This window comes from Arthrobacter sp. TJ-238 (genome assembly GCF_058269215.1).
In genome coordinates this window covers 193,389-207,691 of the sequence record NZ_JBZCNH010000005.1, presented here as the reverse complement: position 1 = coordinate 207,691, position 14,303 = coordinate 193,389, and the positions used below count along the sequence as shown (strand labels likewise).

General features: G+C 72.5%; 8 protein-coding genes. 6 read left to right on the top strand and 2 right to left on the bottom strand.

Annotated elements, in window-relative coordinates; all coding sequences use genetic code 11:
- Window positions 1-65 precede the first annotated feature (65 nt).
- From AC4D2O_RS12450 to AC4D2O_RS12440, 3 genes are all read left to right on the top strand, one after another.
- Window positions 66-530, top strand: coding sequence for an MGMT family protein (locus AC4D2O_RS12450; RefSeq protein WP_490907671.1), 465 nt, complete (start codon window positions 66-68; stop codon window positions 528-530).
- A gap of 65 nt (window positions 531-595) precedes the next feature.
- Entirely contained in the window at window positions 596-3,919 is a 3,324-nt protein-coding gene (locus AC4D2O_RS12445; protein WP_490907670.1) for an ATP-dependent helicase, read from the top strand.
- Window positions 3,916-7,362 (top strand): ATP-dependent helicase, encoded by a 3,447-nt coding sequence (locus AC4D2O_RS12440; RefSeq protein WP_490907669.1) that lies wholly within the window; start codon window positions 3,916-3,918, stop codon window positions 7,360-7,362. Before AC4D2O_RS12445 ends, AC4D2O_RS12440 begins: the two co-directional genes overlap by 4 nt.
- Window positions 7,363-7,414: 52 nt before the next feature.
- Here AC4D2O_RS12440 and AC4D2O_RS12435 read toward each other — a convergent pair whose 3' ends face one another.
- On the bottom strand, window positions 7,415-8,869 hold the full coding sequence (locus tag AC4D2O_RS12435) for a macrolide 2'-phosphotransferase (RefSeq protein ID WP_490907668.1): 1,455 nt from the start codon (window positions 8,867-8,869) through the stop codon (window positions 7,415-7,417).
- Window positions 8,870-9,032: 163 nt separating this feature from the next.
- On the opposite strand from AC4D2O_RS12435, the gene nudC reads away from it, so the two are divergent.
- From nudC to AC4D2O_RS12420, 3 genes are read left to right on the top strand one after another with little or no spacing between them, the layout of a single operon-like run.
- Window positions 9,033-9,989 carry an NAD(+) diphosphatase gene (nudC, locus tag AC4D2O_RS12430; protein ID WP_490907667.1) on the top strand — a complete coding sequence of 319 codons (957 nt, stop codon included), beginning with the start codon at window positions 9,033-9,035 and terminating at the stop codon, window positions 9,987-9,989.
- Window positions 9,989-12,097 carry an ATP-dependent DNA helicase UvrD2 gene (locus tag AC4D2O_RS12425; RefSeq protein WP_490907666.1) on the top strand — a complete coding sequence of 703 codons (2,109 nt, stop codon included), beginning with the start codon at window positions 9,989-9,991 and terminating at the stop codon, window positions 12,095-12,097. The genes nudC and AC4D2O_RS12425 overlap by 1 nt, the downstream gene beginning before the upstream one ends.
- Entirely contained in the window at window positions 12,090-12,656 is a 567-nt protein-coding gene (locus AC4D2O_RS12420; RefSeq protein WP_490907665.1) for a M48 metallopeptidase family protein, read from the top strand. Before AC4D2O_RS12425 ends, AC4D2O_RS12420 begins: the two co-directional genes overlap by 8 nt.
- A gap of 57 nt (window positions 12,657-12,713) precedes the next feature.
- Here AC4D2O_RS12420 and AC4D2O_RS12415 read toward each other — a convergent pair whose 3' ends face one another.
- Window positions 12,714-14,156 carry a zinc-dependent metalloprotease gene (locus AC4D2O_RS12415; protein ID WP_490907840.1) on the bottom strand — a complete coding sequence of 481 codons (1,443 nt, stop codon included), beginning with the start codon at window positions 14,154-14,156 and terminating at the stop codon, window positions 12,714-12,716.
- Window positions 14,157-14,303: the final 147 nt, after the last annotated feature.

Sequence of the window (14,303 nt, the reverse complement as noted above, 5' to 3'; positions counted from 1 at the left end):
GGGCTCCGACCAATTGGGCTCCGCGACGCGGGAAGGCGCGAGCGGGTGCGCATTAGGGTGGGGCCATGCGGGCTCGAGGGACGGACGGCGGGGACGGCGGTGACGGCGGTAACGGCGGGGAGATGGGGGAGTCCCTGCAGCAGGCCGTCGTCGGACGCATCGATCCCCGCGCGTACGCTGCCGCCGTGCTCACCGTCGCCGAGGCGATCCCGGCGGCCCGCGTGCTCACGTACGGCGACATCGCCGAGCTCCTCGGCTGCGGCGGTCCCCGGCAGGTCGGCAGGGCCCTGTCGCACAGCACGCGGGAGGTCCCGTGGTGGCGCGTCCTGCGTGCCGGAGGCCACCCGCCGCGCGGATTCGCCCTGCAGGCTCTGCCCCACTACGAGGACGAGGGCACGGTCCTGTCCGTCCGACCGGGCGCGGCGGCCGGGGAGTACCGGGTGGACCTCCGGGCGGCGCGCTGGTGGCCCTCCGAGGAGGAGCAGCATGGCATGGCCGAGCTCGGTGCGTCCCTCCGCCACGGCCCGTAGCGCCGCAGCGCGGCGGATACCCGCCGGCGGTCCCGATTGTCCGTGGCATGTGATGGTCTTAAGGCATGACCAGCACTCTTCACGACGCCCCGACGACCGCGGCCGGCGGCCCTCCCGCGGGCATGCCGTCGCACGCCCGGGGGTACGACGCCGTCCTCGCGTCGCTGGAGAACATCGCCGGCCAGGTCCTCGTCCTCGGCGCCCCCGGCAGCGGGAAGTCCTCCCTGCTCACGGACCTCGCCGTCCGGCGCATCGAGGCGGGGGCGGTGGTTCCCGACGGGCTGCTGCTCCTCGCGCCGACCCGTGCTGCTGCCACCCGGCTCAGGGACGACCTCACCGCCAAGCTCGACCGCAGCATCAGCACGGCGCCCGCGCGCACGTGGTCCTCCTACGCCTTCGACCTCATCCGCCGGGCCAGGGCCGAGGGACGCACGCCCCTGATCACGCGTCCGCCGAGGCTCCTCGCCGGCGCCGAGCAGGACCTCATCATCAAGGAGCTCCTCTCCGGGCACGGACGCGACGGCGCCGCGTCCCCCGAGTGGCCGTCGAGCCTCGCCCTGGCGCTGCCCACCCGCGGGTTCCGGCAGGAGATCCGCGATCTGTTCGACCGCGTGAGCGAGTACGGGGTGTCGGCCGAGGACCTCGCGGAGTGGGGGCGCCGCTTCGACCGCCCGGACTGGGTGGCGGCAGCGGCGCTGTACCGCGAGTACCGCGACGTCCTCGACCTCAGGATGCCCGAGGCCTTCGATCCGGCGGGTATCCTCACGGCTGCCCGGGAGATCCTGGAGACCGACCGGGACTTCCTCGACCAGGAACGCGAGCGGCTGCAACTCGTCCTGGTCGACGACTACCAGGAGGCGAACCCCGCCGTCCACGCACTGCTGGGACTCATCGGCACCGGCAACGACGTCGTCGTCACCTCCTGCCCCGACACCGTGGCGCAGGGTTTCCGCGGCGCACGCCCCGAGCTCACCGGACGGCTCTCCACCCTGTTCCGCCGGGGTGAGGGGCTGACCACGGTGACGCTGCCCGCCTCCCTGACCATGGGGGAGCGGCTCGCGGAGGCGTGGGGGAACGTGGCCGCGCGGATCTCCACCACCGGCGTCAGCACCGCCTACCGCGTACCCCAGGGTGCCCCCGGGCGCGGGCATGACGACGGGCAGGACGACGGCCGGGACGACGGCCGGGACGACGGGGAGCAGGTCCGGCGGCCGGTCGTGTCGGCCCACGTGCTCGACAGCGTCTTCCACGAGCAGAGGTTCATCACCCAGCGGGTGCTGGAGTCCCACCTGTTCGGCGGACGGAGCCTCGACGACATGGCGGTGATCGTGCGCAACGGGGCCCAGGTGAGTGCCGTGCAGCGCTTCCTGACCGCGCAGGGGATCGCCGTGAACGTCCCGGCCGCGGAAACCGCCATCCGCGAGGAACCCGCCGTGCGGCCCCTGCTCGACCTCTACGCCGTCGTCGTGGGCCGGGCGGAGCTCGATACGGAGCTGTGCATCTCGCTCCTCACCTCGAGGATCGGCGGAGCGGGCAGCCTGGACCTCCGCCGGCTCCGCCAGATCCTGCGCCGCACGGAGCTGCAGCAGGGCGGAGGCCGCACGAGCGACGAACTCCTCGCGGCCCTGTTCTCGGCTCCCGAGGAGATCGCCGCGCTCCCGTCGGAGGGCGCCCCCGTCCGCCGGCTGCACCGCATGCTGGAGGCCGCCCGGGCCGCGATCGCCGATCCGGGCAGGGATCCGGAGACGGTCCTCTGGGCGCTGTGGTCGGCGTCCGGGCTGGCCCAGCAGTGGTCGTCCGCGGCGGTGTCCGAGGGTCCCTCATCCGCGCGCGCGGACCGGGACCTGGACGCGATGATGGCGCTGTTCACCACGGCCGAGCGCTTCGTCGAGCAGATGCCCGGGGCCGATCCCGAGCTGTTCCTCGACTACATCCTCAGCCAGGACATCCCGATGGACACGCTGACGCAGCGCACCACGCGCCACGCCTCCGTGTCGGTGCTCACACCCGCGAGCGCCGCCGGCCGTCACTGGCCGCTCGTGATCGTCGCGGGGGTGCAGGACGGCGTCTGGCCGAACCTCCGGCTGCGCGGTGAGCTCCTCGGGTCCGGGGAGCTCCGTGCCCTGCTCGACCACGGCGAGTCCTTCCGCAGCACCCGGGACCCGGTGTCACTGCTGCAGGACATCCGCTTCGACGAGCTGCGGACCTTCTCGCTCGCAGTCTCCCGGGCCACCGAGGAGCTCGTCTGCTGCGCCGTCTCCTCGCAGGACGAACAGGCGTCCCAGTTCCTCGACGTGCTCGACCCCCTGCCCGCCGGCGTGCCGGAGCGTCCGCGCACGGAGGTCCTGCGGCCGGTGACGCTCCGCGCGCTGGTCGCCGAGCTGCGCAAGTTCGCGCAGGACCCGCAGACCAACCCGGCCCTCTCCCGCGAGGCCGTCCAGCACCTAGGCCGCATGGCCGTCCTCGAACCGCCGGTACCCGGCGCCCACCCGGCGCAGTGGTGGGGGGTGCTCTCCATGAGCAGCGAGGAACCCGTGGTGCCGCCGGACCAGCCCGTGCCCGTGTCACCCTCCAAGGTCGAGTCCGTGCTCACCTCGCCCCTGAGCTGGTTCGTCTCCGCAGCCGGAGGCGAGCGGACCACCGACTTCGCGCGGTCGCTCGGCACCCTCGTGCACCAGATCGCACAGGACCTCCCCGACGCCACCGGCAACGAGTACGTCCGCGAACTGGAGCGACGCTGGCCGCAGCTCGGGATCCGCGACACCTGGGAGGGGCGGGCCGACTTCCGGCGCGCCGAGGGCATGGTGCGCAAGCTCGCCGCGTACGTGCTGTCGATGCGGAAGGCCGGGCGGACCCTGGCTGCCACGGAAGTCGACTTCTCCGTGGACCTCGACGTCCGGCTCGGCGGGGCAGAGCGTATCGCACGGCTGCGCGGCCAGATCGACCGGCTCGAGATCGACGCGGAGGGCCGGTTCGTCGTCGTCGACCTGAAGACGGGCAAGAGCGCGCCGACCGCGCCGGAGATCGCGCGGCACCCGCAGCTCGCCGCCTACCAGGCCGCCGTGGCCGAGGGTGCCGTGCAGGACGCCGTGCAGGACGCCGCCGACGGGACCGCGACGGTCGAGGCGTCCGGGGCGCCCGGGATTCCCGGCGGGGCGTCGCTCGTCCAGCTGGGGAAGGACTCCAAGGGGGTCTCCGTCCAGGAGCAACCCCCGGTCGGCCCGGAGGACACCTGGGCGCGGACCATGATCGAGGACGCCGCGGCGCTCATCGCCGCCGCGACGTTCGACACCATCCACGATCCACGGCGATCCGGGTTCGGCGGCAGCGGCTGCCGCCTGCCCGAGATCTGCCCGCTGTGCGAAGAAGGCAAGCAGGTGACCCAGTGACAGCGGGAACGGATACCGCCCGAGAGCCCGCCCGGCACTCCGCCCGGTATTCTGCCCGCGAGCTCGCGGAGCTGCTGCACTCGGAGCCCGGCTCCCCCGTGCAGTACCCCACCGAGGACCAGGCGCGCGTGATCGAGGCACCGCTGGAACCGCTCCTCGTCATCGCCGGCGCCGGGTCCGGGAAGACCCGGACGATGGCCGACCGGGTCGTGTGGCTCGTCGCGAACGAGCTCGTGCGCCCCGAGCAGATCCTCGGCGTGACCTTCACCCGCAAGGCGGCCGGTGAGCTCGCCTCGCGCGTCCGGCAGCGCCTCGCCCAGCTCTACGCTGCGCTGGAACGGGACGCCACCCCGGCCGGTGGGGATTCCCTCGACCGGCTCGACCCGGCCATCTCCACCTACCACTCCTTCGCCAACGGCATCGTGCAGGACTACGGGCTGCGCATCGGCGTCGAACGGGACTCGGTCATGCTCGGCACAGCCCAGTCCTGGCAGCTCGCCCACACCGTGGTCGAGACTCACGACGGCGAGTGGGAACACTTCACGGCGGCGAAGAGCACGCTCGTGAAAGCCGTGCTCGACATGGCGGGGGAGTGCGCCGAGCACCTCGTCAGCCCCGCGGCCGTCCGGGACGAGCTCCGCCGCCACATCGAGTACGTGACCTCCCTGTCGTACGTCGCGGGGTCCGCGAAACCCACCACCCAGGACGCGGCCAGACTCCTCGACAAGCTGCGCACCCGCATCACCGTCACCGAGCTCGTCGAACGCTACGCCGCGGCGAAGCTCGCGCGCCGGCAGCTCGACTTCGGTGACCTCGTGTCCCTCGCGGCCAGGATCGCCCGGGACATCCCCGAAGCGGGCCGGATGGAACGCGAGAAGTACAGGGTGGTGCTGCTGGACGAGTTCCAGGACACCTCCCACGCGCAGATGGTGCTGTTCTCGCGCCTGTTCGCCGACGGGCGCTCCGTCACGGCGGTCGGTGACCCGCACCAGTCCATCTACGGCTTCCGTGGAGCGTCGGCAGGCCAGCTGGCCACCTTCCGCACGGCGTTCCCGACGGTGGGCGACACCGGTCGCGCCCCGTCGCAGGTCGCCCACCTGTCGGTCGCCTGGCGGAACGCGACCTCCATCCTCGAGGCGGCGAACACGGTGTCCGCGCCCCTGAACGTACCGGCGTCGTGGCTCCGCAACACCCCGGTCCAGCAGGTCCCCGGGCTCGTGGCGCGTCCCGGAGCACCACTCGGGACCGTGATGCTCGGGCGTTTCCTCACCGACGCACCGGTCGGCAACGCCGGCGGAGTGCACGAGGGAGCGCACGACGGAGGGCGTGAGGGAGGCCGCATCTCCGCCTTGAGCGAGGCCGAGGCGATCGCGCGGGAGATCCTCCGGCAGCGACGGCGCAGCTTCGAGGCCGACGACGCCGGTGACCCGCTGCGACCGACGATGGCCGTGCTTTGCCGGGGGCGCAAGCAGTTCGATCCGATCCGACGCGAACTGGAACGCGTGGGTGTGCCCGTGCAAATCGTCGGCCTCGGCGGGCTGCTGCGCACCCCCGAGATCGTCGACCTGCTGGCCACTCTGAGGGTGCTCGGCGACCCCGACCGTTCGGACGCGATGCTGAGGCTGCTCTCGGGTGCGCGCTGGCGCCTCGGACCGGCGGACCTCATGGCTCTCGGCGACTGGTCCCGGCAGCTCGCGCGGACGCGGGAGGCCGCGTTCCGCCGCGGCGCCCACCAGGGGGAGGAGCTCGACCACGAGCAGGCGGCCGACGCCGTCGTCGCCCCCGACCTCGCGGAGGCGGGCAGTCTGGTCGAGGCCGTCGACCACCTGCCGCCCGCGGGCTGGGTGTCCTCGTCCGGCCGGTCGCTGAGCGACGAGGCCCGGCGGCGCCTCGACGCGCTCCGACGCGAGCTGAGGAGCCTCCGCGGCTTCGTCGGCGACGATCTCGGCACCATGATCGGGGAGGTCGAGCGCACCATCCTGCTGGACATCGAGGTGGCGGCCAAGCCGGGGGTGAGCATCCACGAGGCCCGCCGGAACCTCGACGCCTTCACGGAGGCCGTCGCAGGGTTCGTGTCCACCGCCGAGCGGGTCGACCTGCCGGCGTTCCTGGCCTGGCTGGAAGCCGCGGACCAGGAGGAGGACGGGCTGCCCGTGACGCAGCTCGAGGCGAGCAGGGATGCCGTGCAGCTCCTGACGGTCCACGCCTCGAAGGGACTCGAGTGGGATGTCGTCTTCGTGCCGGGGCTCAACGAGGGGTCGTTCCCCAGCGGCAAGGACTCACGTTGGAGCAGCGGCGACGCGTCCATCCCGTGGCCCCTGCGCGGCGACGCCGCCGAGCTGCCCCAGTGGGACTGGGAGCAGCAGGACCAGAAGGAATGGCTGGCCAGCGAGAAGGAGTTCACGGGCGAGGCGAGGGCCCACGCGGAGCGCGAGGAACGGCGGCTGGCCTATGTCGCGTTCACCCGCGCCAAACATGCGCTCGTCTGCACCTCGTCGGCGTGGGGCGGAGGCCGGTCGCGGCCGTACGGCGCATCCGGCTACCTCACGGACCTGGTGCGCCTCACCGAGGCAGGTACCGACGGCTTCTCCGCGCCGCACTGGGTCCGGGAGGAGGACGAGGGGGACTCCAACCCCGCGAACGCGAGCCCCGAGCGAGCCACCTGGCCCTTCGACCCGCTGGGCCCCCGCCGCGCCTCGATGGAACGGGCGGCGCAGGCCGTCCTCGAGCAGGCGGCAGCACCCGCGGCGCAGGCCGACCCGGACGGCGGCCGCTGGGGCCGCGAGGTGCGCCTCGCACTGGCCCGACAGGCGCGCGAGCGCGAGCGGCTGCCGCTGGCGCTGCCCTCGCACATCTCGGCCTCCACGCTGGTGGAGCTGCGCGAGGACCCGGGCGCCGTGATGCAGCAGCTGCGGCGACCCCTGCCACGGCGCCCCGGCTCGGCAGCCCGCAAGGGTACCGCCTTCCACGCCTGGATCGAGGAGTTCTACGGATCCAGCGGCATGCTCGACCTCGGTGAGTACCCGGGAGGGGCGGACGCCTACGTGGACGAGACGCTCGGGCTCAAGGACATGGCGGCTATCTTCGAGCAGTCCGAGTGGGCGCTGCGCGAACCGGCGGCCATCGAGGCACCGATCGAGACGAGGATCGGCAGCATCGTGGTGCGCGGCCGGATCGACGCCGTGTTCCGGGACGCCGACGGCGGCTGGGACCTCATCGACTGGAAGACGGGCCGTCCTCCCGCTCCCGACCGGCGCGCGGCGAAGGCCGTCCAGCTCGCGGTCTACCGTCTGGCCTGGTCACGCCTGAAGGACGTCCCACTCGAGAAGGTGCGGGCCGCCTTCTTCTACGTCGCGGACAACCTCGTGGTGCGGCCCCACGATCTCGCCGACGCGGCGGAGCTCGAGGAGATCATCCGCGCAGCGGACGCCGTGGCGGGCTGAAGTCGCGGACTGAAGTCGCTGTCCCGGGCATTCCCCGGACCGTACAGGGCTGTCAGCTGCCGAACGAGACGATCGGCAGGGCCGAGGTCGCCACGTCGTCCGGCGAACCGGCCGACTGCTCGGTGGTCCGCAGCAGGGTCACCTTCGAGGAAGCCGGCGCGGATCGCTGGCGACCCGCCGTCAGGCGCGCATAGGCGAGGGACGAGCCCGAGGCGGTCCCGTGGTCGTCGTCACGCCGGGGGCCGGTCTCCGCGGCGTGGCCCGTCGGCTGCACGGGGCTGCCGTCGGGCAGGCGGTGGGACCGCTGACCGCCGGGATTGTCCGGGTCGTACGCATAGCTGCCGGTCCTCGCGGCACGGTCGTCGTCGGTCCCCGCGCCGACAGGCGTCGCGCCGTGCTCGCGCTGCGCCGCCGAAACCTGAGCGGACGTTCCAGGGGTGGGATCGGCCGGGCCTCCGACAGGACCGGGGAAGGCCTCCGAGTGCGCCCCGCCATCGTGCAGCCCGTCGACCTCGCGACCGTAGGTGTCGGTCCCCAGCTCGTCGCCCCACGCGAGGCGCTCCTCGTGGGCGAGGCGCGCACGCTCGGCGGCCTCGTGCTGTTCGCGTTCGATGGACTCCACGTCCGCCTCGAGCGTGGCGAGCATGCCTTCCGCCTCACGGATCATCCCGGCATCCTCGAGAGCCACCCCGCGCACCAGCCACTGGGCGAGGGCGAACTCGGCGGCCAGCGCTGCGCGGCGCGAGAGGTGGGGATCGACGGCGGTCGTCCGGGCGCCGGCATAGGCTTCGTGGACGGCGTCGACGAAGGCCGTGTCCTCGGCGGCGGCGAGCCAGGCGAAGTCCTCGGCCGGATCGCCGACGCACAGGTCGGTCCAGCCGGTCACAGCGGACACCCGGCCCGCGGAGACGAGCAGGTGGTCCTCATGGAGGTCGCCATGGACCACCGTCGGGCTGAACCGCCACAGCGTCACGTCCTCGAGGGCGTGCTCCCAGCGGCGCAGCAGGATCGCGGGGATCCTGCCGGTGGTGGCCGCCTGGTCCAGCTCGTTCAGCTTCCTCTGGCGGTACTCGTTGGCCTCGTAGCTGGGCAGGTCGGCGCGCTGGACCATGTCCTTCGGCAATTCGTGGATCGCGGCGAGGACGCGCCCGAGCTCACGCGCCATCGGCGGACCGCCTGCCGTCAGTGCTTCCAGGGGGCGGGTGATCCCGGTGAGGTGGGAGTACACGAACGTGCTGAGCTCCCCCTGCCGTACGCTGCCCGCCATGTGCGGGATGAGGAAGGGCAGTTCAGCCTTGACCGCGGGCGTGAAGGCGCGGAGTGCCTGCAACTCCGTCTCGAGCCGCATGCTGGCCTCGGCATGTCTCGGCGAGCGGACCCTCCACTGCTTGCCCGCATCGTCGACCAGCAGGGCGGAATCGAAATCCGCAGCGTCGTCGGGCGTACCGGCGACGCCCGTAGGGGCCAGGCCGGGTACAGCGGCGCTTGCGATGGCAGCAAGTTCCATGGGTGTCCGTTTCACAAGTTCCACCGTAGGGCGTCCCCGTTCCGACCGCCCAGTTGGAGTGCGGCGCGTCGCCAGATGGACTACTCGTCTTCGGGCCTGCACTGCTCCTCCACGGGCTCCGATCGGAATGGGTTTTGGGAGAGCGAGAACGTACCGTAGAACCATGACCGAACCCCTCCGGACCCTTGTGCTGCCTCCCCTCGGATCGCTGCCGCTCTCGCGCGCGGATTCCGACCGGGACGGCGACGCGAGGACCACTGAAAGCCTCCTCGAGGGGTTCTGGGCCTCGGACGAGACGAAGGTCCTGGTCCTGGCCCGCGGGAAGGCACCGGTGGAGGGGACGGCGCTGCGGCTCCTCGCGCCCTCCGAGCTGGAACGGCCCGAACTGCTCGTCTACCTCGGACGGGTCAACGAGGGAGCCGCCGACGCCGGCAGGACCGTGGTCCTCGCCGTCCTCGACGCGGAGGACCCCGCGGTGGCACCCCTCGACCAGTGGCTGGGCCTGCGCGATATCGCCGCGTCGCTCGACGCCCGCGACGCCGGGCTCTTCGTCGAGGCCGCCGCCATCGCGAACTGGCACGCGACGCACACCCACTGTCCCCGGTGCGGCACCCTCACCGAGGTCCGCGACGCCGGCTGGGTGCGGCAGTGCCCGGCGGACGGCTCGCAGCACTACCCGCGCACCGACGCCGCGATCATCGTCTCCGTGGTCGACGACGACGACCGCCTGCTCCTCGGCTCCGCGGCAGCGTGGCCCGAGGGCCGCTACTCCACCCTCGCCGGGTTCGTCGAGCCGGGGGAGTCGCTCGAGGCCGCGGTCATCCGCGAGGTGGCGGAGGAATCCGGCATCGAGGTCCAGTCCCCGGAGTATCTCGGGTCCCAGCCCTGGCCCTTCCCGGCGTCGCTGATGCTCGGCTTCACCGCCCGGGCCGTCAGCACCGACGCCGTACCCGACCTCGTGGAGATACGATCCGTGCGGTGGTTCACGCGCGAGCAGCTGTTCACCGAGGTGCGGGACGGGACGATCACCGTCGCGGGCGGTATCTCGATCGCGCGTGCGCTCATCGAGCGCTGGTACGGCGGACCACTGGACGAGCAGCCATCGGAGGCGCGCCCCTGATGACCGGGATTCTGCTCGAGGACAGCATCCTCGAAGGGCTCGACGACGAACAGCGCACCGTGGCGAGCACCCTCACGGGCCCGCTCTGCGTCCTCGCGGGAGCCGGGACCGGCAAGACCCGCGCGATCACCCACCGCATCGCGTACGGCGTGCACACCGGCGTCTACAAGCCGCAGCAGGTGCTCGCCGTGACCTTCACCGCCCGTGCGGCCGCGGAGATGCGCACGCGCCTCCGCGACCTCGGAGCGGGCGGGGTGCAGGCCCGGACCTTCCACGCCGCAGCGCTCCGGCAACTGCAGTACTTCTGGCCGCAGGCCGTCGGCGGGCCGCTCCCGGCGCTGGTCGACCACAAGGCCCAGCTCATCGCCGAGTCGGCGCGGCGGTTGCGGCTGACCACGGACCGCGCCGCCATCCGGGACGTCGCGGCGGAGATCGAGTGGGCGAAGGTCTCGATGCTGACGCCGGACGGATACGCCGCCGCGGCGGCAGGCCGCGCGGAGCCCGCGGGCATGGACCTCGTGTCGGTGTCCCGGATCTTCTCGGCCTACGAGGACCTCAAGATCGACCGCAACCTGATCGACTTCGAGGACGTGCTGCTGACCACGGTGGCCATCCTCGAGGAGGACGAGAAGGTGGCGGCGGCCGTGCGGGCGCAGTACCGCCACTTCGTCGTCGACGAGTACCAGGACGTCTCGCCGCTCCAGCAGCGCCTGCTCGACCTCTGGCTGGGCGAGCGCCGCGAACTGTGCGTGGTCGGGGATGCGAGCCAGACCATCTACTCGTTCACCGGCGCGACGTCGCGGCACCTGCTCGACTTCACCAAGCGCTACGAGGGCGCGCAGGTGGTGAGGCTGGTGCGCGACTACCGGTCCACGCCGCAGGTCGTCCGCGCCGCGAACACCCTCCTGGCAGCGAGGGGCGAGGACGCCGACCGGCGGGCCGTCAGCACCACGTGGTCCGCGCCGCTGGAGCTGATCGCGCAGCGCGCCGCCGGGCCCGAGCCCGTCTTCACCGAGTGCACCGACGACGAGGCCGAGGCCGCGGAATGCGCGCGGCGCATCGGCGCCCTGCTGAACCAGGGCGTCAAGGCGAGCGAGATCGCGATCCTCTACCGCACGAACGGACAGTCGGAGGCCTACGAGCAGGCCCTCGCCAGTGCCGGCATCGGCTACCAGCTCCGCGGCGGGGAGCGGTTCTTCCAGCGCCGCGAGGTCCGCGACGCGCTGCTGCAGCTCCGGGCCGCGGCGCGCACGCAGGGCGACGCCAACGTGCCCCAGCAGGTGCGCGACGTCCTCGCCTCGCTCGGCTACACCTCGGTGGCACCGCAGAACTCCGGGGCGGTCCGCGAGAAGTGGGAGTCGCTCGCGGCCCTCGTCGGGCTGGCGGACGAGCTCAACAGGGTCCGCGGCGCCGAGGCCTTCACGCTCCAGATGTTCGTCGCCGAACTCGAGGAGCGGGCCGCATCCCAGCACGCCCCGACGGTCCAGGGCGTGACCCTCGCGTCACTGCACTCGGCCAAGGGGCTCGAGTGGGACGCCGTCTTCCTCGTCGGCCTGAGCGAGGGGCTCATGCCCATCTCGTTCGCCGACACGCAGGAGGCCATCGACGAGGAACGTCGGCTGCTGTACGTCGGCATCACCCGTGCCCGGATCCACCTCTCGCTCTCCTGGTCCACCTCGCGCTCCCCGGGGGGCCGGGCGAGCAGGAAGCCCTCCCGTTTCCTCGACCCGCTGCGTCCCGCGGGGACGGGACAGGCCGCCTTCCGCCAGCCGCGCGCGAAGGCCGACCGCAAGTCGTCGGCGCCCGCCGTCTGCCGCGTGTGCAAGCGCCCGCTCCTCACCGGCTCGGAGCGCAAGATCGGACGCTGCAGCGACTGCCCCGCGAGCTACCAGGAGGAGACGTTCGAAGCGCTCCGGGAGTGGCGGCGCACGGAGGCCCGGGAGAAGGACGTGCCCGCGTTCGTCGTGTTCACGGATGCGACGCTCGTGGCGATCGCCGAGGCCAGACCTCAGACGCTCGACGAACTCGGCGGCCTCGCAGGGATCGGTTCCGCGAAGCTCGAGCGCTACGGCGAAGCGGTGCTCGGCATCCTGGCCGACAGTGCCTGAGCCGGGCCCGCCGGGCCCGGCGCGGCTGCCCGTGGAGGTGCGCCGCTCCGCGCGGCGCAAGAGGACGGTCAGCGCGGACATCAGGGACGGCGTCATCAGGATCTCCATCCCCGGCCACTTCTCGGCCGGTCAGGAACGCCACTGGGTGGAGCGGATGACGGCGCGGATGTCCGAGAAGTACCTCGAGGCGCCGGCGATCACCGACGACCAGCCCGTACCCGCGCTCCTGCAGCGGGCCGAGCGGCTGGCCCGCGAGTACCTGGGTGGCAGGGGTGTGCCCTCGACGATCGGCTGGGTCACCAACCAGAACTCCCGCTGGGCCTCCGCGACGCCGGCATACAGGTCCATCCGGCTGTCGCACCGGCTGCAGGGCATGCCCGAGTGGGTCGTCGACTACGTGATCCTGCACGAGATGGCGCACCTCATCGAGCCCTCCCACAATGCGGTGTTCTGGGCTCTGCTCGCGTCCTATCCGCGCACGGAGACGGCGAAGGCCTTCCTCGACGGCGCAGCCTTCGCCGCCCACCGCAATCTCATGGGCCACCCGGACGAGCTCTAGGCGCGCATACCGCTCCCGGGCATCGGCCCAGAAACCCGGCAGGGGCGCCCCCGCGGCTCAGCCGGCCTTGTTGCCGTCCGGGCCGGGACGGCCGGCGTCCGGATCGTCGTCGCCGGCTGCAGGAGGAGTCCCGTCATCGGCCGGGGCGTCGCCGGAGGCTGCAGGAGGAGTCCCGCCGTCGGCCGGGGCGTCATCGGCGGCAGCGTCGCCGCCCTGCTCGAAATCCCCGGCGAGGAGCCGCTGGAGGGCGGCGTCGACGTCGGCGTCGGAGGACTCGATCAGTTTCCGGCGCTCGGTGAAACCGGCGGGATCGTCGAGGTCCTCGGCGGTGGGCAGGAGATCCGGGTGCTGCCACAGGGCATCGCGCCCCTCGGCCCCCCGCTCCTCGAGCAGGAGCGCCCACAGCGCGGCCGCGTCGCGCAGCCTGCGCGGGCGCAGCTCCAGACCGACGAGCGCCGCGAACGCGTGCTCCGCGGGACCGCCGGTCGCCCGCCGTCGGCGGACCATCTCGCGCAGGGCCCCGGCCGACGGCAGGTTCGCCGCGGCCGCCGCCGTCACCTCATCCACCCAGCCCTCCACGAGGGCGAGCGTCGTCTCGAGCCGCACGAGCGCGGCGTCCTGCTCGGGCGTGCGCTCCGGCATGAACACGCCCTGCGAGAGCGCACCCTGCAGGCTCTCGGGATTGGTCGGATCGATGTCGCGCGCGGCCTCCTCGATCTTGCCCATGTCGATGTGGATGCCCCTCGCGTACCGCTCGATGCTGCCGAGCAGATGTCCGGTGAGCCACGGGATGTGGGTGAACAGGCGCACGTGGGCCGCCTCGCGCACGGCGAGGAAGAGCTGCACCTCCTGCTCGGGGACATCGAGGCCGGCGCCGAACGCCGCGACATTGGCGGGAAGCAGCGCCATCCGCCCGTCGGCGAGGGGGACACCGATGTCCGTGGACCCCACGACGTCCTTCGAGAGCGCGCCGACGGCCTGGCCCAGCTGCATGCCGAACATGGCGCCGCCGACGTTCTGGAGCATCGAGGACGGGCCGCCCATCATGCCCATCATCGACTTCATCTCCTCGGGCAGCTGCTCGGAGATGACGTCGGACAGTGCCTTGGCGATGCTCGTCGCGACCGGCTCGGTGAGGCGTCGCCACGTCGTCATGGTCGCCTCGACCCATTCGGCGCGGGACCACGCCCGACCCAGCTGCCCGGTGCTCGGGAACTCGGTCACGGGGTCGAGCCACATCTCGGCGAGCTTCAGGGACTCGTCGACGCTGCGGCGCTGCAGTGCGGTGACGGAGGGGTCGTTGTCCGATGCAGCGACGCGCCGCGCCTGCTCGTGCGCCATCTGCCAGTTCACGGGGCCTTCGCTCTGCGCGCTGAACATGGCCTGGACCTGCTGCATCATCATGGCCATGGCCGCAGGATCGGAGGGCAGGCCGGCCGCCCGGGCGATCTCCTGCGGATCGAAGCCGCCGGCCCCGCCGCCGAACATCTTCGCCAGCATCTCGGACAGCGGGTCCTGGGGTGTGTCGTCGTCGCCGTTCGACGGATTGGATGGGTTGGTCACTGATACCACCGGTCCTGGGAGTAGCTCGGGGTCCGGCAGGCGGGGCTACGCCACGCCTGCCGGCTGTGCACAACACGCTACCGG

What these genes read in the sequence shown, in the direction of transcription:
- AC4D2O_RS12450 (WP_490907671.1), top strand. Translation starts at nt 66, where the DNA reads ATGCGGGCTCGAGGGACGGACGGCGGGGACGGCGGTGACGGCGGTAAC.
- AC4D2O_RS12445 (WP_490907670.1), top strand. Translation starts at nt 596, where the DNA reads ATGACCAGCACTCTTCACGACGCCCCGACGACCGCGGCCGGCGGCCCT.
- AC4D2O_RS12435 (WP_490907668.1), bottom strand. Translation starts at nt 8,869, where the DNA reads ATGGAACTTGCTGCCATCGCAAGCGCCGCTGTACCCGGCCTGGCCCCT.
- nudC (WP_490907667.1), top strand. Translation starts at nt 9,033, where the DNA reads ATGACCGAACCCCTCCGGACCCTTGTGCTGCCTCCCCTCGGATCGCTG.
- AC4D2O_RS12425 (WP_490907666.1), top strand. Translation starts at nt 9,989, where the DNA reads ATGACCGGGATTCTGCTCGAGGACAGCATCCTCGAAGGGCTCGACGAC.
- AC4D2O_RS12415 (WP_490907840.1), bottom strand. Translation starts at nt 14,156, where the DNA reads ATGCTGGCGAAGATGTTCGGCGGCGGGGCCGGCGGCTTCGATCCGCAG.